Origin of the sequence: Pseudotabrizicola formosa (assembly GCF_002900965.1) — a bacterium.
GTDB classification, from domain to species: domain Bacteria; phylum Pseudomonadota; class Alphaproteobacteria; order Rhodobacterales; family Rhodobacteraceae; genus Pseudotabrizicola; species Pseudotabrizicola formosa.
In genome coordinates, this window is record NZ_PJOM01000002.1 from 726,072 (window position 1) to 750,306 (window position 24,235).

Sequence of the window (24,235 nt, forward strand, 5' to 3'; positions counted from 1 at the left end):
CGGGGCAGGGTTCCCTGCACCGCTACCCTGAGGCAATCGGGATGGTGAGGTCACTCGACGAATGGACGGCGATTTCAGAACACAGTTTGTGCGCGACCCGGCGTCGCTGAAACATTACCCGGCGCTGGTGCTGAATGCGGATTACCGCCCGCTCAGCTATTACCCGCTCAGCCTCTGGCCCTGGCAAGAGGCGATCAAGGCCGCCTTCCTTGACCGGGTGCAGATCGTGGCCGAATATGACCATGTGGTGCGAAGCCAGCGGGCCGAATTCAGGATACCTTCGGTCGTTGTCCTCAAGGATTATGTAAAACCCCAAAAGCGCGTGGCCTTCACGCGCTTTAATCTTTTTCTAAGGGACGAATTCTGCTGCCAGTACTGTGGCGCCCGGGGCGATCTGACCTTTGACCATGTGATCCCGCGGGCCCGTGGCGGGGTGACCAGCTGGGAAAACGTGGTGGCCGCCTGCAGCCCCTGCAACCTGCGCAAGGGGTCAAAGACCCTGCGCCAGTCGGGTCTGTCGCTGAACCGCACGCCGCGCGCCCCCAATGCCGAGGAAATGCAGGCCCATGGCCGGCGCTTTCCGCCCAATTACCTGCACGACAGCTGGATGGACTATCTGTACTGGGATGCTGAGCTGGATGCCTGATCCGTCATAATTCTGTTACAAATGCTTCACATTCCTGGTCGGCTTGTCTAGGGTGCCGCGTCTGGTCCGCAGGAGATGGCGATGGTTCCCCCGATCGAAATGGCTGCCCTCAACATGTTCGTGGCGCTGGCCTGCGGGGCGCTGGTCGGATCGGAACGGCAGGTGCGCCAGCGGATGGCCGGGCTGCGCACCAATGCGCTGGTGGCTTTGGGGGCCGCGAGTTTCGTCATCTTTTCATCGCTTTACCCCGATGAGATCAGCCCCACGCGGGTTGCCGCGCAGATTGTCTCGGGCATTGGCTTTCTGGGGGCCGGAATCATCTTTCGGGACGGGTTCAACATCCACGGGCTGAACACGGCGGCGACACTTTGGTGTTCCGCCGGGGTTGGCATGATGGCAGGGTCGGGCCAATGGCCCTATGCGCTGCTGCTGACCGGGATGGTGATGTTTGTGAACCTTGGTCTGCGTCCGCTGGTCAAATGGATCAAGCGGCGCACCAAGGCCGGAATGCCCTTGGGCAAGACCTACCGCGTGTTGCTGACCTGCAGCGCCGATCAGGAAGGCGCGCTGCGCAGTCTGATGCTGCGGACGCTGGCCATCGGCGGGCTTCACCTGTCCGATATTTCCGCCCGCCCCGCTGAAGACGGCGTTGGACTTGACCTTTCGGTAACGGTTAGCGGCGAAGGTCTGCCCGATGCCTTGGTCGAACAGGCCGTTCATCGCCTTGCCGCCGAGCCTGGGCTGATCCGGGTGCGCTGGGAAGCGATTGAAGAGGTCTGAGCGGCCAAAGCGCTTTGATCCGCTTCACGCCAATGCTAGACTTTGGCTGTGGGCTTGGGTACACAGACCGCGTTAGCGCTAACGGCGTGGCAGGAGCAAGGATTTCCACATGGTTTCGCGTGTCATCCCGGTCGAGGTCTTCGATCTTGTGATTTTTGGTGGCACCGGGGATCTTGCCCGGCGCAAGATCCTGCCGGGCCTTTACCGCCGCTTTCTGGCGGGTCAGATGACCGCAGACAGCCGCATCATCGGGGCCGCGCGCGGCGAGCTGAGCGATGATGATTTCCGCAAGCTGGTGCGCGAGGCGATCGATGAATTCGTGCCAAAGGACCGCCGCGACGACGCGGTGATCACCGAGTTTCTGTCGCGCCTTCATTATGTGGCCATAGATGCCAAGGGCGAGGGCGGCTGGGATGATCTCAAGGCGCTGATGCGCGACGGGGTGGTGCGGGCCTTCTATTTCTCGGTGGCCCCCGCGCTGTTCGGCGATATTGCGCTGCGGCTTAAAAAGCATGATGTGGCCGACGAGTCGGCGCGGATCGTGGTGGAAAAACCCTTTGGCCGCGACCTGGCAACCGCAAAGGCGCTGAACGCCACGCTGGCCCAGCATTTCCATGAGGCGCAGATCTACCGGATCGACCATTATCTGGGCAAGGAAACCGTGCAGAACCTGATGGCGGTGCGCTTTGCCAATATTCTGTTCGAGCCGCTGTGGAAGGCCGAATATGTCGACCATGTGCAGATCACCGTGGCAGAAACGGTGAGCGTGGACGGGCGCGGGGCCTATTACGACAAATCGGGCGCGATGCGCGATATGGTGCAGAACCATATGATGCAGTTGTTGTGCCTGATTGCGATGGAACCGCCCTATCACTTTGACCCCGATGCCGTGCGCGATGAAAAGCTGAAAGTGATCCGCGCGCTGGACCCGGTGGCGCAGAATGATATCGTGCGCGGCCAGTATCTGGCCGGGGGCGGGCAGGGCAGCTATCTGGACCATTGCGAAAATCCGGCCAGCACCACCGAAAGCTATATTGCGCTCAAGGTGCATGTGTCGAACTGGCGCTGGAAGGGCACGCCGTTTTACCTGCGCACTGGCAAGCGGCTGCGGGCGCGGGCGTCGGAAATCGCCATTACCTTCCGCGAACCCCCGCATTCGATCTTTGACGATGCCAAGGGCTGGCGCGAAAATGTGCTGGTCATCCGGTTGCAGCCCGATGAGGGCATGAACTTGATGGTGATGATCAAGGAACCCGGGCCGGGTGGCATGCGCCTGATGCAGGTGCCGCTGGACATGTCCTTTGCCGGCGTGCTGGGCGATGAGGCCGAGGATATTCCAGACGCTTATGAACGGCTGATCATGGATGTGATCCGGGGCAACCAGACCCTGTTCATGCGCGGCGATGAGGTTGAGGCCGCCTGGGCCTGGACCGATCCGATCATCGAAGGCTGGAACGCCACCGGTGCCAAGCCGCAGGGCTATGACGCGGGATCTTCCGGGCCGGAGGATGCGTTGATGCTGATGCACCGCGACGGGCGGCGCTGGCGGGAGATACGCTGATGGATTTTGTAACCTACCCCGATGCCGAGATGATGTATCTGGCCCTTGCCAAGCAGATGGCCAGCGAATTGGGCGCGTTTCTGCGCCGTGATGGTCATGCCTCGCTTTGTGTGCCGGGCGGCACCACGCCGGGCCCGGTCTTTGACACGCTGTCGGGCGTGGAGCTGGACTGGCCCAATGTTGCGGTCTTTCTGAACGATGAACGCTGGGTGCCGGAAAGCAACCCGCGCTCCAACACCCGGCTGCTGCGCGAAAGGCTGCTGCGCGGGCCTGCCGGCAAGGCGACCCTTGTGCCGCTTTATGCCCCGGCCGATCAGCCCGAAGATATGCTCGACGCCTTGTCCGCCGGCCTGCAACCGCATCTGCCGATTTCTGTGCTGCTGCTGGGGATGGGGGCGGATATGCACACCGCAAGCCTGTTCCCCGGTGCCGATCTGCTGCAGCAGGCGCTTGCGCCCGATGCGCCGGTGCTGATGGCCCTGCGGGCCGAGGCGGCGGGAGAGCCGCGCATCACCCTCTCCCTGCCGGCGCTGAAAACCGCGTTTCACACCCATATCCTGATCAAGGGCGCGGAAAAACGCGAAGCGCTGGAGCGCGCGCAAAGCCTTTCCGTCACCGAAGCACCGGTGCGCGCCGTGCTGGATGTTGCAACCGTTCACTGGACCGAATGACATGAACCAAGCCTGGGACGCCCTGAAAGACCACCATGCGGCTGTTGAGGGCCGGCCAATTCTGGACCTGTTTGACGGCGGCGACCGGGCGGCGATGTTTACCGCCCAGGCCGATGGCATGATCCTCGATTTCGCCAAGACCAATATCGATGAGCGGGGGCTTGGGCTTTTGCTGCAGCTGGCCGAGGCGGCCGGGCTGGCAGACAAGCGCGCCGCGATGTTTGACGGCGCAAGGATCAACGAGACCGAAGGCAGGGCTGTCCTGCACACCGCTTTGCGCAACATGGACAAGCCCTTGGTGGTGGATGGTCAGGATGTGACCATCGCCTTGCGTGACACCCATGCAAGGATGACCGCGTTTGCCGATGATGTGCGGACGGGCCGCTTTACCGGGCAGGGCGGCCAGATCACCGATGTGGTGAACATCGGCATCGGCGGCTCTGATCTGGGGCCAGCGATGGCGGTGCTGGCATTGGCCCCGTTCCATGACGGGCCTCGCGTCCATTTCATTTCCAACGTCGATGGTGCCCATGCCGCCGATACGCTGCGCGGGCTGAACCCCGAAACCACGCTGGTGATCGTGGCCTCCAAGACCTTCACTACCATCGAGACGATGACCAATGCCGAAACCGTGCGGGCCTGGATGGCGGCACGGGTTGCCAATCCGGCCGCACAATTTGCCGCCGTTTCAACCGCGGCAGAGAAAACATCGGCCTTCGGTATCGCAAGTGAACGCGTGTTCGGTTTTGAAGACTGGGTCGGCGGTCGCTATTCGATGTGGGGGCCGATCGGCCTGTCGCTGATGCTGGCGGTGGGGCCCAAGGGATTTGACGCCTTCCTGCGCGGGGGGGCGGCCATGGATGCGCATTTCCGCTGCACCCCCTTTGCGCAGAACCTGCCGGTGCTGCTGGCGCTGGTGGGCCTCTGGCACAACCAGATCTGCGGCTATGCCACCCGCGCCGTTCTTCCCTATGATCAACGCCTCAGCCGTCTGCCTGCCTATCTGCAGCAGCTGGAGATGGAATCGAACGGCAAGCGCGTGGCGATGGATGGCAGCGATCTGCCCTATCATTCCGGCCCGGTGGTCTGGGGCGAGCCGGGGACCAATGGCCAGCACGCCTTCTACCAGTTGATCCATCAGGGAACGCGGGTGGTGCCATGTGAATTTCTGGTGGCCCGGCGCGGCCATGAACCAGACCTTGCACATCAGCACCTGCTCTTGGTGTCAAACTGTCTTGCGCAATCCGAAGCCCTGCTGCGCGGCCGCTCTTTGGCCGAGGCGACTGAGATCATGGAAAAAAAGGGCCTCACCGGGGCCGAGCTGGACCGTCAGGCCCGCCACCGTGTCTTCCCCGGCAATCGCCCCAGCATCACCCTGGCCTATGACCAGCTGACGCCCTTCGTGCTGGGCCAGATCATCGCGCTTTATGAACACCGGGTGTTTGTCGAAGGCGTGATCCTGGGCATCAATTCCTATGATCAATGGGGGGTGGAACTGGGCAAGGAACTGGCGCTTGCCCTGCAACCCATGCTGGAAGGCAAGCGCGATACCAGTGGCAAGGACGGCTCCACCCAACACCTGGTGGCCTGGGCGCGCGGCTGACCCTTCGTCCGGGTGCGTGAGACCAGCGTGACGGGTCCGGGGGCCAGGCCCCCGGCTCCGGTCAGTTCAGCGCGGCGGTGACGATGACCTCAACCAGATATTCCGGCGTGGCCAGCTTCGCCTCGCCGGTTGCGCGCGCGGGCGTGTGCCCCTGTGGCACCCAGGCATCCCAGACCGCGTTCATCTGGGCAAAATCCGCCATATCTGCCATCCAGATCTGCGCCGAAAGGATCCGGGTCTTGTCGGTGCCAGCCTCGGCCAGAATGCGGTCGACCTCGGCCAGACAGGCGCGGGTCTGCTCCGCGACCGAAGCGCCCGGTGCGCCAACCTGACCAGCCAACCAGATGATGCCATTGTAGCACACAGCCTCGCTCATGCGCGCGCCGGTGCCGATGCGTGTGATGTCGTCATTCATGGGGCAACTCCGCTTGTGAAAATCCCCCGCCTGCCTAGCGGCAGCGCCGCCCGAAGGAAAGGGGTGTCGCCAGAAGACGGCGTGCATCGCAATCAAGGGAGGGTGCGCCAGCGGATGGTCCCGTATCGGGCTAAATCTTAACGTAGAATTGCCTCAAATTTCTGTGATCTCCAGGTGGTGTTAGATAGGAGAGTCCATTGAAACGTCTGCTCGCATTGTCCTGTGTGGTATCCCTTGCCGCCTGTGTGCAAGAACCTCTTGCTGAATATCGCCCCGTTGTCGATCCGGCAAAGTCCAGCCCAGCCAAGTTTGAGCGCGACCTTGCGGCCTGCCGGAATGTGGGTCTCGGCGCAGAGGCGGCCTATAAGAAGCGCCAGGAACAAGAGATGGCGCAGAACATGATGGCAGGGATCCTGATCGGGGCCATCGCGGGTGCTGCGATCGGCGACAGTGGAAACTATGCGGCGGCCGGCGCTGCCTATGGTGCGGGCGCTGGTGCCGCCGCAACCGATACCGAGCTGGCGCAGGGTGGGCCGCGCCGGATCATTGATCGCTGCATGGCGGATCGCGGGCACACCATCCTCAACGATATCGGCCGCGGCTAATCGCTGTGCTGACCATGGCCCCGCCTCTGGGAGACTGGGGGCGTGGTTTCAGTTTGAGGCTCGCCCTGAGCGTTTCCAATCGCCGGTAAGGTATTGATCGCTGGTCGCGGGTCGCGCTTCCACTTTTGCAGAATTTCCAAATGTATCCGGGAAATCTGTGCGTCCGACCTCGGGTGCGATCGAATTATGCGTCTCGCAGGCAGGTTTCAGCGAGATCGGGCTTGTTGGACGGTCGTCGTGATGGGCGGAGAGCTGACGCTCAATGAAATCAACATTATCGATCGATCTGCGTAATAGACAGTCAATGGCAAATCTTTGGCAAATGTGTAGCAGCTAGCTTCGAACAGTTACTCTGGGCAAGATGATGATATGTGAGGCTCAACAACTTCCTAGGATATAATATGTCACCAATCTTGACTCAGACTACTCGGCCGGATGGAAAGCCTGGTCTTCATGTTGACCTAGCCACTTTCGAGGCACCGATGAAGGAGGCCCTGCGCCGCGCGACCGTCTTTCTTGGGTATGCTTTCCACACCTCAGAGGTGACTCCTCTGAGGTCCGTGAGGCTCAATGGGCCTATAATCCTGGAAGTCGGTGTGCCAAACCCTCTCCCACCAGCTGATCGCAAGCGCTATCAAACTGAATTCACGCAGTGGGCAATCGGTCAAGGGTTGCTCGAGATCGATCAGAGCTATCATCGCTACGTTGTATCTGCGCTCGATACGCTAACTGATCTTGAAAGTTTCTTGCGAGACCAGAGCCTAATGGGCCATCGAAAGCCCAACCTAGCGAACACATGGGCGGTCCACGAGCAATTCTACGCGAAGCTTGGCCAGCAGTCGACTAAGCATGAGGATGAATCCGGTTATTTGCGTAGTTTGGGCCACGCGCGAAACTGTCTCGCACATGACAGTGGCACCGTTACTAAAATACGAATGGCTGACGGAAAATCAACGATGGCAGTTCGTTGGCCCGGTCGCGATTTAATAAATGTTGATCAGAGTGGTAACCGCTCGGTGCTTCCACTAAATCGCACATACAGGGTCCGTAAAGACGATGTTGGATCGCAGCTAGTTATCCAGGACGTGGTTCGAGAACATAACTACTCAGAAGGGGATCGTGTCAGTTTTTCCGAAACAGACTTGTCGGAGATCATCTTTTTTTATCAAATTCTTGCTATGAAAATAGGTGCCGAAATGCATCGCATAGCCCGTGAGAAGATGGCAGAGACCCGGTTTTAAACCACTCTAGTAGATCATCCCGAGTGACCGCTCAGGGGCTCAAAACGGACTTCTGCGCTTGTCGCGAAAGTCCGGTTCAAGTTGAGGGTGGGGAGTGCACCATAATTCATGCGCAGGTGTCGTACCAGTTATTGGATCCTGTCAAGAAAGATCGAGACGATTAAGGCTAACCACACATGTGAACGATCGCAGAACTGCTTCGGGACTTTCTTCGGGACTCGATGGGATGAATCGTCCCGAACTGGCCGGAGTTGTCCCAATGTTCAGGTTTGGCCGTCGCCTGTTGCCAACTTCAAAACCTGAACAAACTGGCTTAAAATCAATGACTTGTACGGATTTTGGGTGGAGCGGGTGAAGGGAATCGAACCCTCGTCATCAGCTTGGGAAGCTGCTTCTCTACCATTGAGATACACCCGCGTCGCAGATTGAATACCGGTTCGCTGGCGCGAGTGCAAGGTGCCGCTGCGGGGGCGGCTTTCACTTTTTGTCGTCCGGACGCGCCTGGCCCTAGGCCTCGTCGCCTTCGGCTTCGGTTGCGACTGATGCATCGCCGCCAAGCGCGGTGTAGCGGCGGTCGGCCAGCCATTGCAGGCGCTTGGCCTGGGTCAGCAGCACCCGGCGCAGGCCGCCCTGCACTTTTCGTTCGGCGATCACCTGGGCCAGTCGTGACAGGATCAGCGCGCGCCGCGCGGTGCGGAAATCGGGGTGCGAGCGGATCTTGTAGACCTGATCCGACACGATCCGCCGGCGCAGCGATGGCGGTGTGGTCAGCTCCACAGTCGGCAGCGGCGGATCTTTTTCGTTCAGCACGGCCTTGAAGGTGCTGTTGGCCACGGCAGTCTGATAGACCAGATGTTCCAGCGCGTTCAGATGCGCGCGGGCGACCGCATCGGCTTTTGACGTCCGTTCAAACTGCGGCAGCGGCCAGACCTCGATCTCGAACACCTCAAACGGGTCGAGCACGGACATGGCCACTGCATCGGTGCGTTGATTGGTCAGATGGCGGCGGATGCGGGTGCTGATCTTTTCCTTGGTCTGGCCGACATAGATCGGCTCGCCGTCATAATCGAAGAACGCATAGACGCCCCAGGTGAAAGATCCGACCGGCCGGCTGCGCCCCCTCACCGGATCCTCGAAAGGGGCTGACAGGAACTCTGCCAGATTGGCCCGCAGATCCTCGGTCTCGAAGGGCGGCACATTGGTGTCATCGGGGTTGCGCGCGGTCATGCCCCAAAGTCGACCCGGCATCAGGCGACCAGGGCCAGCCGGTTGCGCCGCAACACCGGTTCAAATACCGCCTCCGCCAGATGCCGCACCACCGGCACGGCCACCCCGTCGCCCGCAAGTTTGTAGGCATCATTGTAGCGCTGCGGCAGGAGGAAACTATCGGGCAGACCCATCAGGCGCACCGCCTCACGCGGGGACAACAGGCGCGAGCGGACGCTGTCGCCCTCAACCACCATGATGGTCTGGCGGCTTGATCCGCCCGATGGGGTGCGCAGGCACCCTGCCACCTCATCGAACCTGACCTCAGCCCGCTGGCGCTTTGCGCCTGTCGCATCGGGGCGGGTGCGGCGATAGATGGTTCCGATCTTGCGGCTGCCAAGCTGGCTGGCCGCAGCCACCTTGCTGCGGTTCAGATCGGTCATCAAGGACAGCAGATAGGCAGTTTCCGTTGCCGTATGCCAGTCCACGCCCTGAGGTTGATCTTCGATCAGGTCAGACAGGGCCAGATGACGCGCGGCAGGCACCGGCAGACTCCACCAGACCCAACGCGCCCGCGCGGTCGCCGACAGCAGGGCCTGGCCTTCTACCAAAGCAGGGGGATGCCAGACCGAAGACGGCGCATCCTGCACACAGCCTTCAGGCAGGCGCAGATCGCCCCGCACGCCGATGAGGAAAAAGCGCGGTCGCGACTGGGGCAGGAAGTGCACCGCATCGACCACCACGGCGCCAAAGCGGTAGCCAAGGCCGGAAAACGCGGCGGCCAGCGTGGCAAAATCACGGCCCCCATTGCTGGTGATCGCGCCATAGACATTCTCGACCGCGACGATCTTGGGCCCGCGCCCTTCGGCGTTCATGTCGCGCACCAATTGCCAGAACGGCTTGAACATGCCCGAGCGTTTGCCTGCCAGACCCGCGCCCTTGCCCGCAAGCGACAGATCCTGGCAGGGGAAGGAGGCCCAGACCAGATCGGCGCTGCCCGGAATATCGGCAGGGGTAAGGGCAGCCACATCGCGCAGCAGCAATTCCTGGCCGCCATGGTGGTTGGCGCGGTAGCTTTGCGCCTTTTTCGGATCAATATCATTGGCGAACAGGCAAGACCACGCAGGACCAAGGCCAAAGCCCGCCATGCCGGCCCCCGCGAAGAAATCGTAGTATGTGTGCGGCATGATCCCTCCGTCGCCAGATGTTGACTATCGCAAGCGCAGGGGCCTTGTCCAAGACTATCCGGCGGCAGCCCGGATCGTTGCGCAAAATCGGGCGGGCTTCAAGAACAAAGTGGCAACGCTTGCCGATCTTGTGCAAGCGGAACCGCGGGCCTTGGAGGCGCGCCGGAACCGATAAAGAAAACCCCCGATGCGCGGGGCATCGGGGGTCGGGACGCATTGGCCGGCCCCCGCGTCTGGGGACGTTGTTCAGCAGGGCGGCCCAGATGCGCCCCCAAAGCGCGGGGGAGTGACACCCCGCGCCATGGAGGGGTCTTACATCGCGGGCAGGAGCACGGTGTCGATCACATGGATCACGCCGTTCGACTGCTTGACATCGGCGATGGTCACGGTGGCCACATTGCCCATGCCATCGGTGATGTTGACCGCATCGCCGTTCATGGTGATGGCAAAGTCGCAACCGCCCACAGTGCTGACGGTGTGGGTGCCGCCGCCATCCGCGATCATCTTGCCGATATCAGCGGCCATCGCATTGGCAGCCACCACGTGGCAGGTCAGGATCTTGGTCAGCTGATCCTTGTTTTCCGGCATCAGCAGGGTTTCCACCGTGCCGGCCGGCAGCTTGGCAAAGGCGTCATTGGTGGGCGCGAACACGGTGAACGGGCCTTCTCCCGACAGCGTTTCCACCAGACCGGCGGCCTGCACGGCGGCCACCAGCGTGGTGTGATCGGCCGAGTTCACGGCGTTTTCGATGATGTTCTTGTCGGCGAACATCGCGGCACCACCCACCATCGGGTTGTCCTGCGCGAAGGCGGCAAAGGTGGACAGGGCAAGAACCGAGGCTGCAAGTGTGAATTTCATAAGACATCTCCCGTTGGACAGAGGCAGGATCATCCTGCCTTCACCAATGGATACGAGAGCCTTTCGGGGCAAGTTTCAGGCGGGTGCAGAAATTTATGCGTGTGACGGTCAATACCCTGTCTGTCTGCACCCCGGCCACCGCCCGATGCAGGCAGCGGCGGCGCTTACAGCTCGGCCGTCAGGATGACTGGGCCGGTGGGCGCGCCGGTGGGCGAGCCGCCTGCGGGTTCGACCGAAACGGCCAGCACCCAGCCCGCCGGCGGGCGCGGGTATTCCACATCCAGCGGGTCGGCACCCAGCAGACCCAGCGACACCGGGGCCGCCCCCGGCGCAATCGCCCAAAGCTCATGCGTCTGGCCTTCGGGGGCAGGGGTGCCCGCCACCCGGGTCACCCTCAGCAGGGTGCCGTCATGCCGGGCTTCATAGATCAGCGCCGCATCCGGGCTGCCCAGGCTGGCGATCACCTCTCCCGGCGCGGAGGGGGGCATCAGGAGCACCACGCCAAAGCCGACAACCGCCGCCGTCACGGCACCGGCCAGCCACAGACGCCAGCCGCCGCGCAAGGCAGATTGCTTGGGGAACAGCCGTGCTTCGATCCGCGGCAACAGATCGGGCGGCACCGGCACACTGGCATAGGCCTCGTTCAAGGGCGCGAAATGTGCAACCCAGGCCGAAACCCGATCAGCAAAGGCCGGATCGGTCTTGAGCCGTTCTTCAACCGCAAGCCGCTCGGGCAAGTCCAGCACGCCCAGCACATATTCTGCGGCCAAAGCTTCGTCTGCCTCTTCGGGGGTCAGGGGGGCGTCGGTCATTGCTCCAGACACTCCCGCAGCTTCAAGAGGCTGCGCCGCAGCCAGGTCCGCATGGTGTTGAGCGGGATGTTGTGGCGCAGCGCCAGCACATCATAGGACAGCCCATCCAGATAGGCCCCCCGCACCGCATCGGCGCGGGCGGGTTCCAATGTGTCAAAACAGTCCGACACGCGCCGCGCCTCGCCCTTGGCAATCAGCCGCGTCTCTGCGCGGGGCGCCGTGTCGGCAATCAAGGCGGCGGCGTCATCTTCATTCTGTTCGGGCTTGCGGGCGCGCAGCCGGTCAATCGCATGGTTGCGCGACAGTGCCACCAGCCAGGTCATGCCTGCACCGCGCGACGGATCGAACCGTCCCGCCCGCAGCCACACTCTGGTAAACACTTCCTGCAACGCATCCTCCGCTTCTGATCTGGTGCCAAGGATACGGACCAGCACACCCATTAGTTTCGGCCCGGCCTGATGATAGAGCGACCGGAAGGCCGCACGGTCCTGCGCGGCGATACGCTGCAGCAGCAGGCAGGTCTCGGTCAGCGTGGGTGCGGTTGCAGTCATGGCGCTGACGCTATCATGCCGATATGGCATTGCCAGCCCCAAAACGCGGGGTCAGCCACGCCGCCTGCGCCCCTCACGCGTTCCCGCCGTGTTGAAGGAGACATCGGGCAGGGTGACAATGGCGCTGAGCGACGGAAACGCATCCACCGCATGCGGAATCGCATTGGCATTCACGAAATGCTCCTGAAACCGTGGCTCGATGGCGGTTTCGACCTTGTGAATCTGATGCACCGTCGCCTCGATCTGGTCGCGCGCCGCCACATTGCACAGGGCAATCCGCGCGCCGGTCCCGGCGGCATTGCCTGCGCTGGTGACCTTGTCCAGCGGCGCGTCGGGGATCATGCCCAGCACCATGGCATGTTTGGGGCTGATATGCGCGCCAAAGGCCCCGGCCAGCGTGACCCGGTCGACGTGATCGATACCCATTTCATCCATCAACAACCGCGCCCCGGCATAGAGCGCGGATTTCGCCAGCTGGATGGCCCGGATATCGCCCTGCGTCACCATGATGCGCGGCCCACCGTCGGACGTGCCGTCATGCAGCAGATAGCTGTGGGTGCGCCCCTCGGCCACGCAGCGCGCTGTGCCGGTCTGGTCCGGCCCACCGATCAGCCCGCCTGGGTCGAGCAGCCCCGCCATGCGCATTTCCGCCACTGCCTCGATGATGCCAGATCCGCAAATGCCGGTGATGCCGCTGGTCGCGGTGGCGGCGGCAAAGCCCGGATCATCCGACCACAGGTCTGACCCAATCACCCGGAAGCGCGGTTCCTTGGTCACCAGATCAATTTCCACCCGCTCAATCGCACCGGGGGCGGCGCGCTGGCCGGAACTGATCTGCGCGCCCTCGAACGCCGGGCCGGTGGGGGACGAACAGGCCAGAACCCGGGTCTTGTTGCCCAACAGAAGTTCGGCATTGGTGCCGACATCGACGATCAGCACCATGTCCTCCGACTTGCCCGGCTCTTCGGACAGCGCCACAGCCGCCGCATCGGCCCCGACATGCCCCGCGATGCAGGGCAGCAGGTAGACCCGCGCCGCCCGGTTGATCGCGCCAAGATCCAGATCGCGCGCGTCAAGCGACAGGCTGCCCGAGGTCGCCAGTGCAAAGGGGGCCTGGCCCAGCTCTACCGGGTCGATCCCCAGCAGAAGATGGTGCATCACCGGGTTGCAGACCACCACAGCCTCGTAAATGCTGGCCGGATCAATGCCGCCCTCCGCCGCAATAGACTGGGTCAAAGCGTTCAATGCCTCGCGCACCACGCGGGTCATTTCCACATCGCCGCCCGCGTTCATCATCACATAAGACACCCGGCTCATCAGATCTTCGCCAAAGCGGATCTGCGGGTTCATCACCCCACCTGACGCCAGCACCCGCCCGTCGCGCAGATCGCACAGATGCGCGGCGATGGTGGTGGACCCCAGATCAATGGCCAGCCCGTGGATCGCCCCGTCATGAAACCCGGGCCAGAGGTCGAGGATGCGGGGCAGGGCGTCGTGGTTGCCCTTGTGCAGCGCGACGGTCACCTTCCACTGGCCCTTGCGCAACGCCGGCTGCAACCGGCGCAAAATCGCCAGATCGGCGGTGACATCTGCCACCTGCCACTGCTCGCGCAGGGCCCGCGCCAGACGTTCGAAATCGCCGGTCGGTTCGTGCATGTCGGGCTCTGCCACCTCGACGTAAAGCAGGCGGGTGGCCGGGTCCATCGCGATCACCCGCTCGGTCGCCGACTTGCGGATCACCTGCTTGTGGACCTGGGATTCCGGCGGCACGTCGATGACCACATCGCCCATCACCTGCGCCTGACAGCCCAGACGGCGGCCATCGAGCATGCCACGTTTGGACTTGTAGCGCTCTTCCACGGCGTTCCATTCGGTCAGGGCGTCTTCCGCCACGGTCACGCCGTGCTTGGGAAACTCGCCATAGCCGGGGCTGATCTGGCATTTGGAACAGATGCCGCGCCCGCCGCAGACCGAGTCGAGATCGACCCCGAGCTGGCGCGCCGCCGTCAACACCGGGGTGCCAAGCGCAAAACGCCCGCGCTTGCCCGAGGGGGTAAAGATCACAAGGGCATCGTCGGGGGTGTCATAAGACATCTGGAAACTCCTGCGCACCCGCGGAGTCTAGGCCGGAAGGTGGCGTCTGCAATGCGACAGCTTGTGCTGTCTGAAACTGATAGGCGATCTGGGAAAAGGCGTCGGCGGCAAAGACATAAAACCAGCTCATCGGCCCGTCGGCCTGCGGAATGCCATGCACAGCCCCGCCGGGAATGAACAAGGCCACCCCGGGGGACAGGGCATGGGCGGTGCCGTCGATCATCACGCGGCCATGTCCGGTCAGACCGAAATAGACCTCGGCCTGTGGATGGCTGTGCAGGGCAAAGGTCTCGCCTGCGGCAATATGGGCCACGCCGCATGTCAGACTGTCGGTGGGGGTGGATCCTTGCGAAAACAGGCTTTGCCAGCGCACCGTGCCGCAGGCCGGATCGGCCCATGTTTCCATGGGCTGATCGGCGACGTTGAGGGCAAGGGGCGTGCTCAAGATCGCTCAGGCACGTCCGCGGCGGCCACCACGACGGCCCGCAGCGGCCTGTGACGCCGCGCTTGACGCTTCGGCAAAACTCATCCCACCTTCAACCGCCTCCAGCACCTTGGCAAAGCGGATCCACTCGCCGCCATTGGCATCATGGTTCATCAGGAAATTGGCGGCGCGGATCGCCTCCATTTCCTGCAGGCGCACCGGGTTCATGATCGCACTGGTCATGCCCGCGCCGATCGCCATCGGCAGAAACGCCGCATTGATCCCATGCCGGTGCGGCAGGCCAAAGCTGATGTTGGACGCGCCGCAAGTGGTGTTCACCCCCAGCTCCTCGCGCAAGCGCCGCACCAGCGCAAACACCTGCTGGCCCGCGCTGCCCATCGCACCCACCGGCATCACCAGCGGATCGACCACGATGTCATGTGCGGGAATGCCGAAATCGGCGGCACGTTCGACGATTTTCTTTGCCACCGCAAAGCGCACATCTGGGTCTTCGGAAATGCCGGTATCGTCATTCGAGATGGCCACGACCGGCACGTTGTATTTCTTGACCAGTGGCAGCACCAGCTCCAGCCGGTGCTCTTCGCCGGTCACCGAATTGAGCAAAGGCCGCCCCTCGCAGGCCATCAACCCGGATTCGAGCGCGCCCGGGACCGAGGAGTCGATGCACAGGGGCACATCGACCGTGGCCTGAATGATCTCGATCAGCGCCTTCATCAGCGGCGGTTCGACAAAGTTGTTGTCGGCATAGCGCGGGTCTTCCGCCATCTTGTTGGTGAAGACCGCACCCGAGTTTACATCCAGCACCGTCGCCCCGCAGGCCACCTGTTCCAGCGCATCGCGGATCACGGTGTCGAAATTGCCCGCTTCCAACTCGGCAGCCAGTTTCTTGCGCCCGGTCGGGTTGATCCGCTCGCCGATCACGCAAAACGGTTCGTCAAAACCGATGATGACAGTTTTTGTCTTTGATTCAATTACGGTACGGGTCATTCTTAAACCTTTTTCTCAGGCGGCCACGGCGGGTTTTCCCGCCGCGCCACCATGTTCTGTCACCCAGGCGGCATTGGTCTTTATCCCCCCAAGCGGGAAGAAATGGACCTGTTCGATGCCAAAGCCCGGGTGCGCCGCCTTCTGCGCGGCAAGGGCTGTCAGCACATCTGTCGGCTCATAGGGCAGCAGCAGCTTGGTCACATCCATGGCACGCTTTTGCAAGACCTTGAGCGACGGGCCCACCCCGCAGGCAATGGCAAACTTGATCAGGGTCTGCAGCTTGGCAGGCCCGGCAACACCAATGTGAACCGGCAGTTTTATTCCTTCGGCCTGCAGGCGTGTGACCCAGTCAATCACCGGGGCCGCCTCAAAGCAGAACTGCGTCGCCATCGCCATCTGGGCATCACACCGCTCGGCAAAGGCCGATTTCCAGCGTGCGGCCTCCATCACCATGCGGTCAGACCCGTCGGGGTCGATGTCGCGGTTGCCCTCCGGGTGGCCCGCCACATGCAAGCGGTCAAAGCCGTCAAAGGCGCCGGACTCCAGCAACTGCATCGAGCAGTGATAGTCGCCCACGGGCTGTGCCACGCCACCGGCCAGCAGCAAGCCCTGCCGCACGCCCACATCGCGGTAACGGCTGACCCAATCGCCAAGCGTGGCACGGTCCGGAATAATGCGCGCCGGAAAATGCGGCATGGCGGTAAAGCCCTCCTCCGCCAGACGGCGCGCGGTGGCCACCATCTCCTCGATCGGGGTGCCGTCGATATGCGCGATGTAGACGCGGGTGCCTGCGGGCAGCAGGGTGCGGAAATCTTCGATCTTCTCTGCCGTACGCGGCATCACCTCGATCGAATAGCCTTGCAGGAAGGCCTCCAACTGCCCCGGTGCGGGGTCAGCGGGCGCGGTCTTGGTGCGGAAACTGAACAGGGCCATCAACCTCTCCCTCAGGGTCATGTGCAGAGTCTCAGGCCTTGGCCCAACCCTCTGCGGCGATCAGTGCTTTCAGGCGATCGGTATCATATTCGGCTTCCAGCCGGGCGGCCTCGCTGCGGGCGACATCTTCCTGCTCACCCTCTACCTCGTAGGCCGGGGCTTTGCGCCATTCGGCGAGGTAGGAATCCGCATCCTTGGCCCCGATCTTCATGGCACAGCGATCAATCGCCTGTTCAAACCGTTCGGTCAGCTGCACCTTGGCCCCGCGCCGGCCCTTGCCGACGATGACCTGTGCCGGAATGTCACGCCAGAACACCACTGTCACTTCGGCCATGGCATGATTCCCTTCCGACATCTGCTTTGTTCCGTTCTAATCGGCCCTTGGCGATAAGAGGGTGCGTTTTCGACATCGCGCAACGCATCTGCGACCCGCAGGGCCCGACACCCACTCCGGATCAGACCTTGCGGCAGGGGGGGATCGGCGTTACGTTTAGCGCAACCACATATGGAGGGCGACCATGACGCCCGAGCGTCCCCGAGGGGGGGACGCGTCGCAAACACCGATAGAGCCAGAGGATGGTTCTCGTGTCGTCGAATCGTCACCCCCTCCAAAGCCGGGGCAGGGCACGCTTTATGCAGCGCTCGACCTTGGCACCAATTCTTGCCGGATGCTGATTGCCCAGCCAAAGGGCAGCCAGTTTCTGGTCGTGGACAGTTTTTCCAAAACTGTTCAGCTGGGCATCGGGCTGGAAGCCTCGGGCCGGCTGTCGCGTGCGTCGATGGGGCGGACGGTGCAGGCCTTGCGGATCTGCCAGAAAAAGATCGAACGCCACGGCGTGAAACGGATGCGGCTGGTGGCAACCGAAGCCTGCCGCCGCGCCCGCAATGCGCGTGACTTCATCCGTCAGGTCAAGCGTGAGGCCGGGTTGGCGCTGGAGATCATCACACCCGAAGAAGAGGCGCGGCTGGCGGTGATTTCCTGCGCGCCCTTGGTGAACGAACGCACCGAACAACTTCTGGTGGTTGATATCGGCGGTGGGTCGACCGAACTGGTCTGGATCGACCTGTCGGGCGTGATCCCCGAAAACCGGCCTCGTGCGATCATGAGCCTGCATTCCGGCTTTGCCGGTCAGCCCGAAGGCGGCGCGCGGGTGGTGGACTGGATCTCGGTGCCGCTGGGGGTCGCCACCTTGCGCGACCAGTTCGGCGATGTGGAGGATGACGCTGCACGCTTTGCCCTGATGAGCTGGTTTTTTGAAGAGCAACTGGCCAGCTTTTCGCCCTATAATGCCGAGCATCCGCGCGAAGGGTTTCAGATCATTGGCACCTCCGGCACGGTGACCACGGTGGCGGCCAGCTATCTTGGCCTGCGCCGCTATGACCGGACCAAGGTGGATGGGTTGCAGATGACCAGTGACCAGATCGATTTCGTGATCCGCGATTACCTGGCCCTGGGCCCGGAAGGGCGCCGCACCGATCCGCGCATCGGGCGCGACCGGCATGCGCTGATCATGTCCGGCGCGGCTATCCTTCAGGCCCTGATGCGGATATGGCCAACCGACCGCCTTTCCGTGGCCGACCGTGGCCTGCGCGAGGGGCTTTTATATGCCCAGATGACCGCTGATGGCGTGCTGACTGAAGGACCATTCACATGAGTGAAAAAACCACCTCTGGCCGTGGCCAGCGCGAGCTTCGGGTGCGGGTGAAAACCGCCAAGGGGCGCAAACTGTCGTCCACGCTGTGGCTGGAGCGGCAGTTGAACGATCCTTACGTGATCCGGGCGCGCAAAGAGGGCTATCGCGGCCGCGCGGCCTACAAGATTTCCGAACTGGATGACCGGTACGGGTTCCTCAAGCCCGGCGCGCGGGTGGTGGACCTTGGCTGTGCGCCCGGCGGCTGGTGTCAGGTGGCGGTGGTGCGGGTGAATGCGCTGTCGCAAAACCCGAAAAAGCCGGCGGGCACGGTGCTGGGCGTCGATTTGCAAGAGGTGGAGCCGATCCCGGGGGCAGAGCTGCATCAGCTTGATTTCCTGTCGGATGGGGCGGATGATCTGGTCAAGGGCTGGCTGGGCGGGCGCGCCGATGTGGTGATGTCGGACATGGCGGCCGCCGCCTCGGGGCACAAGGCGACGGACCATTTGCGCATCGTGGCACTGATCGAAGCCGCCCTGGATTTTGCCTTTGACGTGCTGGAGGACGGCGGCACCTTTGTCGCCAAGGTTCTGGCGGGCGGGGCGGAAAACACCATGCAGGCGATGCTGAAAAAGAACTTCACCAAGGTTGCGAATGTGAAGCCCGCGGCCAGCCGGTCGGACAGTTCGGAGAAATTCGTGGTGGCCATGGGCTATCGCGGACGCGCGCTGGCGGCGGCAAAAGCCGCTGAAGAGGATGAGGATTGATCGCGTTCTGACAACAATCCGCCCCATGCGAAAGGCACCCCGCAGGGTGCCTTTTTCACGAGAAACCGGAAAGTTCTGACCGAATCGCCTCAGCCGCCCCAGCTGCGGACCGGGCCGCAATCCATGTGGACAAAATCGGAGCGCGAGTATTTTCCAACGCCACCAGATGCGCAGGCGGCCGCTGCTTTGGCCATCTGGCCCACCGACCGCGACTTGAGCCGCAGATCGGCGGCCTGCCCCTTGAGGTGCAGCGAATTCCGGGCAACGCCCCCCGACTGCGACCGAAGCATCGCGTTGGTGCGCGGGCTGCGATAGCCCGACAGCATCATATAGGGCTCGCTCACATCCATCAGGCGATGGGCCGCCGCCATGATATCCACCGTGCGCGCGTCAATGCTGATCACGTCGTTGGATCGCCAGTCCCGCATGAAGTGATTGATTTCCTTCATGACTTCGGGAATGTACTTGCCTTCGATCCAGTAGATCGTGTCGATGCTTTCCCCTGTCCGCCCCGAATACATGCGGATGCGGCGGATATCGCCCGCACCGCGCAGCAGGCCGAAAGCGTTGGAATAGGTCGGAGCCGCAACCACAAGCGACGCGGCGAACGCGCCCAGCAAACCACGCCGCGAAAACCCCAGCTTTGATGTCTCTGTCATTCTTACGCCTGTCCCGTCGCATTGTTGACCACCTAGACGGCGGTTCGTCTGCACTTATCCCCAAGTGTGCAGATCTTATGCCACAGCATATTATGCAACCCAAGGACAGATTCTCCGCCGGTTCCCGTATGAGCGCCCATCGGCAAAGAATTGCTGAAAGTTGCCGTGTGACTGTGCGGGATTTTTCTTAAAGAACTGTTGCCTGAAAGTAACGAAATCCGGCGCTCGCGTGATCTTCTGGCCGGAACGTGAATGGACAGTGCCGTCATCTTCGCGGAAGGTCGGGAAAATACGGGAAAATTTCGCAGAGGTGATTTCACGATGACTGGATTGACAGGGGTGGCTGTGCTGCGTGGGCTTGCATTGTCGGCGTCTTTGCTTGGGTTTGCCGCGCAGGCGCCGCTGCTGGCACAAAGCCTGCCCAGCCCCTTTGTTCAGACCCTGGCCCTTGAGGCCAGCCAGGAGGAGGCTGTGGCGGCCTTCTATCGGGACAATGCCTATCACACCCTGTGGACCGGCGCGGCAGAGCGCGATGTAGAACGTCGGACAGCCCTGTTTGCCGCCCTGTCTCGCGCCGCAGATCACGGCTTGCCAGTGGGGCGCTATGACGCGACCCGGCTTGCGGCGATGCTCGCGGCCGCGCAGACCGAAGGAGACCGCGCCCGGGCCGAGGTGGCGCTGACCCGCGCCTATCTGGCCTATGCGCGTGACCTGTCTTCGGGGGCGACAGACCCCAAGGCGGTGGATTCCGGGATCGTGCGCGAAATCACGCGGCCCGATGCGGCACGGCTGCTGGCGCAGATGCAGACCCGCGACCCGGCAGAGGTTCTGCAGGCTCTGGTGCCGGCCTCGCCGGACTATACCCGGCTCATGCGCAGCAAGCTGGCGCTGGAGGCCAGCCTGGCTCAGGGCGGCTGGGGACAGGTGGTGCGCGCGGAGTCCCTGGCCCCCGGTGAAGCGGGAGACAATGTTGTGGTCCTGCGCGACCGGCTGATTGCCATGGGCTATCTGAGCCGATCGGCCAGCCGCAGCTATGACCCGGCGATTCAGGCCGCCGTGCAGCGGTTTCAGCTCGATCACGGGCTGACCGCCGATGGCAAGGCCGGTGCCGCCACGCTCGCCGCGCTGAACGTCGCCCCGCAAGAGCGGTTGAAATCGGTGATCGTGGCGATGGAGCGGCTGCGCTGGATGCATGATACCCCGTTGGGCGACCGGCATATCTGGGTCAACATCCCGGATTTCACCTCGAAAATCATAGATCAGGGCCGCGTCACCTTTGAAACCCGCGCCGTGGTGGGCAAGAATGTGCCCGCACAGCGCACGCCCGAGTTTTCCGACATGATGGCGCATATGGTGATCAACCCAAGCTGGGGGGTGCCACGGTCGATCATCGTGTCGGAATACCTGCCGCTGTTGCAGCGCAACCCCAATGCGGTGAGCCATCTGCAGGTGATCGACAACCGGGGCCGTGTGGTGCCGCGCGGGGCGGTGAATTTTGCCGGCTATTCGGCGCGCAGCTTTCCCTTCGGCCTGCGCCAGCCGCCGTCTGACAGCAATGCGCTTGGGCTGGTGAAGTTCATGTTCCCCAACAAGCACAACATCTATCTGCATGATACGCCTGCGAAAAACCTGTTCAGCCATGAGGTTCGCGCCTATAGCCACGGCTGCATCCGTCTGGCCGATCCGTTCGATTTTGCCTATGCGCTGCTGGCACTGCAATCGGAGGATCCGCAGGGAGATTTTGAGCGTCACCTGAAGACCGGCAAGGAGACCACGGTAAAGCTGGAGCAAAAGGTGCCGGTGCATCTGGTCTATTTCACCGCCTGGCCGGGGGCAAAAGGACAGATGACCTATCGCGATGATATCTATGACCGCGATGCCAAACTGTTTCAGGCGCTTGAGGCGGCCGGGGTGGTCTTGCCTGTCGTTCAGGGCTAAAACCCGCCTCATCCACACAGCTGTGGTGACAGGAGCATCGCCATGACCCATCGCATCGCCGATCTTGCTGCCGCCCTTGGGGCAGAGTTTGCCGGGGATGGCGATGTCATGGTGAAGGGCGCGGCAGAGCCGCAGCAGGCAGGGTTGCAGGATCTGGCCCTGGCGGTGAACCCGAAATACGCCGATGGTCTGGCGCAGGGCAAGGCGCAGGCCGCCATGCTCTGGCCTGGTGCCGACTGGCAGGCGCTCGGATTGAAGGCCGCGATCTTTGCGCCGCGCGGGCGGCTGGCGATGGCGGGGCTGACCCGCATGCTCGACCCCGGCCCCGATCTTGCGCCGGGTGTGCACCCGATGAGCGTGATTGATCCCACGGCCCAGATCGGCGCGGGTGCTGCGATTGGCCCCTTTGTCACCATCGGCGCGGGGGTGAGCATCGGCCCCAAGGCCCGCATTGCCAGCCATGTCAGCATTGCGACCGGGGCCACGATCGGCCCCGATGCCCTGATCCTGCAGGGCGCGCGGATCGGCGCGCGGGTGACCATCGGGGCCCGGCTGATCTGCCAGCCCGGGGCGGTGATCGGGGCGGATGGGTTTTCCTTTGTCACACCGGAAAAGTCCGGGGTGGAGGAGATCCGCGAGACCTTGGGCCAACGCGCCGAAATCAGCGCCCAAAGCTGGACGCGGATACATTCACTAGGGTCCGTAACCATCGGGGATGATGTGGAAATCGGCGCGAATGCCTGTATTGACCGGGGCACGATCCGCGACACCACCATCGGCAATGGCACCAAGCTGGATAACCTTGTTCATATTGGCCACAACGTGCAGGTGGGCGACGATTGTCTGCTTTGCGGGCAGGTCGGCATTGCCGGATCGGCGCGGATCGGCAACCGGGTCGTGCTGGCGGGGCAATGTGGGGTAAATGACAATATCTTTGTCGGAGATGATGTGATCTGCGGCGGCGGCACCAAGGTGTTCACCAATGCGCCCGCGGGTCGGGTGCTGCTGGGCTATCCGGCGGTGAAGCTGGAAACCCATGTCGAGATGCAAAAGGCGCTGCGGCGCCTGCCGCGTCTGGCAGCGAAGGTTGCCGAAATCGAGAAAGTCATTCAAAAGTCATGAACGCTTCCTATATGTTGCGCGAACAGGAAGGAATGATCGCATGACCCAGACCGCACAGACCATCATCGGGATCATTGCCGAACAGGCGCTGCTCGACCCCGCCGATCTGACCCTTGACACAAGGCTGGATCAGCTTGCGCTGGACAGTCTGGCCATGGTCGAGCTGATCTTTGCGCTGGAAGAGACGTTTGATATCTCTGTCCCGTTCAATGCCAACGACCCTGGCAAGCAGGATTTCGACCTGTCTTCGGTGGGCGCGATTGTGCGGGCAGTCGAAGGCCTTGTGTCGCAAAAGGCTGCCTGAGCGCTGATGCACAGGGTTGTCATTACCGGCGCGGGCACGATCAACGCCCTGGGCCATGATGTGCCAGCGACCTTTGCCGGCTTTGCTACCGGAACGGGGGGCATCGGTGCCTTGGACATCCCCGATGTGGACCGTCTGTCGATCCGCGTGGCGGGGCAGGTCCGGGGCTGGACGGCATCGGACCATTTCGATCTGCGCAGCCTGAGCCTTTATGACCGCATGACCCAGTTCGCGCTGTGGTCGGCGCAGCAGGCGGTGGCGCAATCGGGCTTGCAGTTTGACGGCGCGCTTGGCCTTCGGTCCGGGGTGGTGCTGGGCACGGCGGGCGGCGGGCTTGGCACCATCGACGACAGCTACCGCGCGGTCTATGCCGAGGGCAAGAACCGGGTGCACCCGCTGACCGTGCCGCGGCTGATGGCCTCTGCCGGAGTCAGCCATATCAGCATGACCTATGGGCTGCAGGGGCCGGCCTTTACCGTCTCGACCGCCTGCGCCAGTTCCAACCATGCCATGGGGCTGGCGTTTCAGATGGTGCGTTCCGGTGCCGCCCCGGTGATGCTGACCGGCGGGGCCGAGGCGATGCTGACCTTTGGCGGGTTGAAGGCCTGGGAGGGCCTGCGCGTGATGGCAACCGATGCCTGCCGCCCGTTTTCGGCAGACCGCAGCGGCATGGTGCAGGGCGAAGGTGCGGCAGTCTTCGTGTTTGAATCCTATGATCACGCCCGGGCGCGCGGGGCCGAGATTCTGGCCGAGGTCGCGGGTTTTGCCATGTGCTCTGACGCGCATGACATCGTGATGCCCTCTGCCGAAGGGGCGGTACGTGCCATGCGCGCCGCGCTGGATGACGCCGGGCTGGCGGCGGGGCAGGTGGGCTATATCAACGCCCATGGCACCGGCACCAAGGCCAATGACGCGAATGAGGCGATGGCGATCCGCACGGTGTTTGGGCAAAGCCCGCCGCCGGTGTCCTCGACCAAGGGCGCGCACGGCCATATCATCGGGGGCACCGGGGCAGTGGAGCTGCTGGCCTGCCTGATGGCGCTGCGCGAGGGCGTTCTTGCGCCGACACTGGGGTTTCGTGCGGCGGACCCGGATTGTGCGCTGGACGTGGTGCCGAACACCGCACGCGACGCGCCTGTGGATGTGGCGATCAGCAATGCCTTTGCCTTTGGCGGGCTGAACGCGGTCCTGGTGCTGCGCCGGATCTGAGCGTAAAAAA

The 24,235-nt window shown here is 62.8% G+C and carries 25 protein-coding genes and 1 tRNA gene; 13 read left to right on the plus strand and 13 right to left on the minus strand.

The features are described from left to right. The first annotated feature begins 61 nt into the window (after positions 1–61). The 5 genes from CXR43_RS07515 to pgi all read left to right on the plus strand — a co-directional run bounded on the left by CXR43_RS07515 (position 62) and on the right by pgi (position 5,261). Positions 62–646, plus strand: a complete 585-nt coding sequence (locus CXR43_RS07515; RefSeq protein ID WP_103333399.1) for an HNH endonuclease — start codon at positions 62–64, stop codon at positions 644–646. An 81-nt stretch (positions 647–727) separates the two neighbouring features. Continuing rightward, a complete protein-coding gene (locus tag CXR43_RS07520) occupies positions 728–1,426 on the plus strand; it encodes an MgtC/SapB family protein (RefSeq protein ID WP_103334098.1) in 699 nt (232 codons plus the stop codon). Positions 1,427–1,535: 109 nt separating this feature from the next. Continuing rightward, positions 1,536–2,987 (plus strand): glucose-6-phosphate dehydrogenase, encoded by a 1,452-nt coding sequence (zwf, locus tag CXR43_RS07525; RefSeq protein ID WP_103333400.1) that lies wholly within the window; start codon positions 1,536–1,538, stop codon positions 2,985–2,987. After that, positions 2,987–3,658 carry a 6-phosphogluconolactonase gene (gene pgl, locus CXR43_RS07530; RefSeq protein WP_103333401.1) on the plus strand — a complete coding sequence of 224 codons (672 nt, stop codon included), beginning with the start codon at positions 2,987–2,989 and terminating at the stop codon, positions 3,656–3,658. Before zwf ends, pgl begins: the two co-directional genes overlap by 1 nt. Position 3,659: 1 nt before the next feature. Then, positions 3,660–5,261, plus strand: a complete 1,602-nt coding sequence (gene pgi / locus CXR43_RS07535; RefSeq protein ID WP_103333402.1) for a glucose-6-phosphate isomerase — start codon at positions 3,660–3,662, stop codon at positions 5,259–5,261. Between the two features lie 61 nt (positions 5,262–5,322). Here the strand turns inward: pgi and CXR43_RS07540 are convergent, their stop codons facing one another. Continuing rightward, entirely contained in the window at positions 5,323–5,676 is a 354-nt protein-coding gene (locus CXR43_RS07540; protein WP_103333403.1) for a RidA family protein, read from the minus strand. A gap of 197 nt (positions 5,677–5,873) precedes the next feature. Here CXR43_RS07540 and CXR43_RS07545 point away from each other — a divergent pair, with 197 nt between their 5' ends. Together CXR43_RS07545 and CXR43_RS07550 are read left to right on the plus strand one after the other, a co-directional pair. Continuing rightward, positions 5,874–6,281, plus strand: a complete 408-nt coding sequence (locus CXR43_RS07545; RefSeq protein WP_246831307.1) for a glycine zipper family protein — start codon at positions 5,874–5,876, stop codon at positions 6,279–6,281. A 596-nt stretch (positions 6,282–6,877) separates the two neighbouring features. Beyond that, positions 6,878–7,522 (plus strand): hypothetical protein, encoded by a 645-nt coding sequence (locus CXR43_RS07550; protein ID WP_146036494.1) that lies wholly within the window; start codon positions 6,878–6,880, stop codon positions 7,520–7,522. A 343-nt stretch (positions 7,523–7,865) separates the two neighbouring features. Here CXR43_RS07550 and CXR43_RS07555 read toward each other — a convergent pair. The 11 genes from CXR43_RS07555 to CXR43_RS07605 all read right to left on the minus strand — a co-directional run bounded on the left by CXR43_RS07555 (position 7,866) and on the right by CXR43_RS07605 (position 16,929). Beyond that, a tRNA-Gly gene (locus CXR43_RS07555) sits at positions 7,866–7,939 on the minus strand. Positions 7,940–8,029: 90 nt separating this feature from the next. Next, entirely contained in the window at positions 8,030–8,749 is a 720-nt protein-coding gene (locus CXR43_RS07560) for a GIY-YIG nuclease family protein (RefSeq protein ID WP_103333405.1), read from the minus strand. 20 nt (positions 8,750–8,769) lie between these two features. Then, positions 8,770–9,915 carry a DNA cytosine methyltransferase gene (locus tag CXR43_RS07565; RefSeq protein ID WP_103333406.1) on the minus strand — a complete coding sequence of 382 codons (1,146 nt, stop codon included), beginning with the start codon at positions 9,913–9,915 and terminating at the stop codon, positions 8,770–8,772. 312 nt (positions 9,916–10,227) lie between these two features. Beyond that, on the minus strand, positions 10,228–10,773 hold the full coding sequence (locus CXR43_RS07570) for a fasciclin domain-containing protein (protein ID WP_103333407.1): 546 nt from the start codon (positions 10,771–10,773) through the stop codon (positions 10,228–10,230). Between the two features lie 164 nt (positions 10,774–10,937). After that, positions 10,938–11,585: an anti-sigma factor gene (locus tag CXR43_RS07575; RefSeq protein ID WP_103333408.1), complete on the minus strand. Its 648-nt coding sequence runs from the start codon at positions 11,583–11,585 to the stop codon at positions 10,938–10,940. Next, the gene (locus tag CXR43_RS07580) at positions 11,582–12,136 is read right to left on the minus strand and encodes a sigma-70 family RNA polymerase sigma factor (RefSeq protein ID WP_103333409.1); all 555 of its coding nucleotides are present in this window, start codon (positions 12,134–12,136) and stop codon (positions 11,582–11,584) included. Before CXR43_RS07580 ends, CXR43_RS07575 begins: the two co-directional genes overlap by 4 nt. Positions 12,137–12,187: 51 nt before the next feature. After that, on the minus strand, positions 12,188–14,230 hold the full coding sequence (locus tag CXR43_RS07585; RefSeq protein WP_103333410.1) for an ASKHA domain-containing protein: 2,043 nt from the start codon (positions 14,228–14,230) through the stop codon (positions 12,188–12,190). After that, complete coding sequence (locus tag CXR43_RS07590; RefSeq protein ID WP_146036495.1) at positions 14,220–14,675, minus strand: cupin domain-containing protein; 456 nt, start codon at positions 14,673–14,675, stop codon at positions 14,220–14,222. Before CXR43_RS07590 ends, CXR43_RS07585 begins: the two co-directional genes overlap by 11 nt. 6 nt (positions 14,676–14,681) lie before the next feature. Next, a complete protein-coding gene (locus CXR43_RS07595; protein WP_103333412.1) occupies positions 14,682–15,662 on the minus strand; it encodes a methyltetrahydrofolate cobalamin methyltransferase in 981 nt (326 codons plus the stop codon). Between the two features lie 15 nt (positions 15,663–15,677). Continuing rightward, the gene (locus CXR43_RS07600; RefSeq protein ID WP_103333413.1) at positions 15,678–16,595 is read right to left on the minus strand and encodes a methylenetetrahydrofolate reductase; all 918 of its coding nucleotides are present in this window, start codon (positions 16,593–16,595) and stop codon (positions 15,678–15,680) included. Positions 16,596–16,626: 31 nt separating this feature from the next. Then, entirely contained in the window at positions 16,627–16,929 is a 303-nt protein-coding gene (locus CXR43_RS07605; RefSeq protein ID WP_103334100.1) for a virulence factor, read from the minus strand. A 184-nt stretch (positions 16,930–17,113) separates the two neighbouring features. Between CXR43_RS07605 and CXR43_RS07610 the strand changes: the two genes are divergently transcribed. Together CXR43_RS07610 and CXR43_RS07615 are read left to right on the plus strand one after the other, a co-directional pair. Next, the gene (locus CXR43_RS07610; RefSeq protein ID WP_103333414.1) at positions 17,114–18,250 is read left to right on the plus strand and encodes a Ppx/GppA phosphatase family protein; all 1,137 of its coding nucleotides are present in this window, start codon (positions 17,114–17,116) and stop codon (positions 18,248–18,250) included. Next, entirely contained in the window at positions 18,247–18,993 is a 747-nt protein-coding gene (locus tag CXR43_RS07615) for an RlmE family RNA methyltransferase (RefSeq protein ID WP_103333415.1), read from the plus strand. Before CXR43_RS07610 ends, CXR43_RS07615 begins: the two co-directional genes overlap by 4 nt. Positions 18,994–19,082: 89 nt before the next feature. On the opposite strand, the gene mepK is transcribed toward CXR43_RS07615, so the two are convergent. Beyond that, positions 19,083–19,652: a peptidoglycan L,D-endopeptidase MepK gene (mepK, locus tag CXR43_RS07620; RefSeq protein WP_103333416.1), complete on the minus strand. Its 570-nt coding sequence runs from the start codon at positions 19,650–19,652 to the stop codon at positions 19,083–19,085. Positions 19,653–19,973: 321 nt separating this feature from the next. Here mepK and CXR43_RS07625 point away from each other — a divergent pair, with 321 nt between their 5' ends. Genes CXR43_RS07625 through CXR43_RS07640 form a run of 4 tightly spaced genes read left to right on the plus strand, consistent with a single transcriptional unit; the run spans position 19,974 to position 24,225 of the window. Further along, a complete protein-coding gene (locus CXR43_RS07625) occupies positions 19,974–21,590 on the plus strand; it encodes a L,D-transpeptidase family protein (protein WP_103334101.1) in 1,617 nt (538 codons plus the stop codon). A 42-nt stretch (positions 21,591–21,632) separates the two neighbouring features. Next, a complete protein-coding gene (gene lpxD, locus CXR43_RS07630) occupies positions 21,633–22,712 on the plus strand; it encodes a UDP-3-O-(3-hydroxymyristoyl)glucosamine N-acyltransferase (RefSeq protein ID WP_103333417.1) in 1,080 nt (359 codons plus the stop codon). Between the two features lie 40 nt (positions 22,713–22,752). Beyond that, positions 22,753–23,016, plus strand: a complete 264-nt coding sequence (locus CXR43_RS07635; protein WP_103333418.1) for an acyl carrier protein — start codon at positions 22,753–22,755, stop codon at positions 23,014–23,016. A gap of 6 nt (positions 23,017–23,022) precedes the next feature. Then, positions 23,023–24,225, plus strand: coding sequence for a beta-ketoacyl-[acyl-carrier-protein] synthase family protein (locus CXR43_RS07640; RefSeq protein ID WP_103333419.1), 1,203 nt, complete (start codon positions 23,023–23,025; stop codon positions 24,223–24,225). Positions 24,226–24,235 lie beyond the last annotated feature (10 nt).

What these genes read in the sequence shown, in the direction of transcription:
- CXR43_RS07515 (WP_103333399.1), top strand. Translation starts at nt 62, where the DNA reads ATGGACGGCGATTTCAGAACACAGTTTGTGCGCGACCCGGCGTCGCTG.
- CXR43_RS07520 (WP_103334098.1), top strand. Translation starts at nt 728, where the DNA reads ATGGTTCCCCCGATCGAAATGGCTGCCCTCAACATGTTCGTGGCGCTG.
- zwf (WP_103333400.1), top strand. Translation starts at nt 1,536, where the DNA reads ATGGTTTCGCGTGTCATCCCGGTCGAGGTCTTCGATCTTGTGATTTTT.
- pgl (WP_103333401.1), top strand. Translation starts at nt 2,987, where the DNA reads ATGGATTTTGTAACCTACCCCGATGCCGAGATGATGTATCTGGCCCTT.
- pgi (WP_103333402.1), top strand. Translation starts at nt 3,660, where the DNA reads ATGAACCAAGCCTGGGACGCCCTGAAAGACCACCATGCGGCTGTTGAG.
- CXR43_RS07540 (WP_103333403.1), bottom strand. Translation starts at nt 5,676, where the DNA reads ATGAATGACGACATCACACGCATCGGCACCGGCGCGCGCATGAGCGAG.
- CXR43_RS07560 (WP_103333405.1), bottom strand. Translation starts at nt 8,749, where the DNA reads ATGACCGCGCGCAACCCCGATGACACCAATGTGCCGCCCTTCGAGACC.
- CXR43_RS07565 (WP_103333406.1), bottom strand. Translation starts at nt 9,915, where the DNA reads ATGCCGCACACATACTACGATTTCTTCGCGGGGGCCGGCATGGCGGGC.
- CXR43_RS07570 (WP_103333407.1), bottom strand. Translation starts at nt 10,773, where the DNA reads ATGAAATTCACACTTGCAGCCTCGGTTCTTGCCCTGTCCACCTTTGCC.
- CXR43_RS07575 (WP_103333408.1), bottom strand. Translation starts at nt 11,585, where the DNA reads ATGACCGACGCCCCCCTGACCCCCGAAGAGGCAGACGAAGCTTTGGCC.
- CXR43_RS07580 (WP_103333409.1), bottom strand. Translation starts at nt 12,136, where the DNA reads ATGACTGCAACCGCACCCACGCTGACCGAGACCTGCCTGCTGCTGCAG.
- CXR43_RS07585 (WP_103333410.1), bottom strand. Translation starts at nt 14,230, where the DNA reads ATGTCTTATGACACCCCCGACGATGCCCTTGTGATCTTTACCCCCTCG.
- CXR43_RS07595 (WP_103333412.1), bottom strand. Translation starts at nt 15,662, where the DNA reads ATGACCCGTACCGTAATTGAATCAAAGACAAAAACTGTCATCATCGGT.
- CXR43_RS07600 (WP_103333413.1), bottom strand. Translation starts at nt 16,595, where the DNA reads ATGGCCCTGTTCAGTTTCCGCACCAAGACCGCGCCCGCTGACCCCGCA.
- CXR43_RS07605 (WP_103334100.1), bottom strand. Translation starts at nt 16,929, where the DNA reads ATGGCCGAAGTGACAGTGGTGTTCTGGCGTGACATTCCGGCACAGGTC.
- CXR43_RS07610 (WP_103333414.1), top strand. Translation starts at nt 17,114, where the DNA reads ATGACGCCCGAGCGTCCCCGAGGGGGGGACGCGTCGCAAACACCGATA.
- CXR43_RS07615 (WP_103333415.1), top strand. Translation starts at nt 18,247, where the DNA reads ATGAGTGAAAAAACCACCTCTGGCCGTGGCCAGCGCGAGCTTCGGGTG.
- mepK (WP_103333416.1), bottom strand. Translation starts at nt 19,652, where the DNA reads ATGACAGAGACATCAAAGCTGGGGTTTTCGCGGCGTGGTTTGCTGGGC.
- CXR43_RS07625 (WP_103334101.1), top strand. Translation starts at nt 19,974, where the DNA reads ATGACTGGATTGACAGGGGTGGCTGTGCTGCGTGGGCTTGCATTGTCG.
- lpxD (WP_103333417.1), top strand. Translation starts at nt 21,633, where the DNA reads ATGACCCATCGCATCGCCGATCTTGCTGCCGCCCTTGGGGCAGAGTTT.
- CXR43_RS07635 (WP_103333418.1), top strand. Translation starts at nt 22,753, where the DNA reads ATGACCCAGACCGCACAGACCATCATCGGGATCATTGCCGAACAGGCG.
- CXR43_RS07640 (WP_103333419.1), top strand. Translation starts at nt 23,023, where the DNA reads ATGCACAGGGTTGTCATTACCGGCGCGGGCACGATCAACGCCCTGGGC.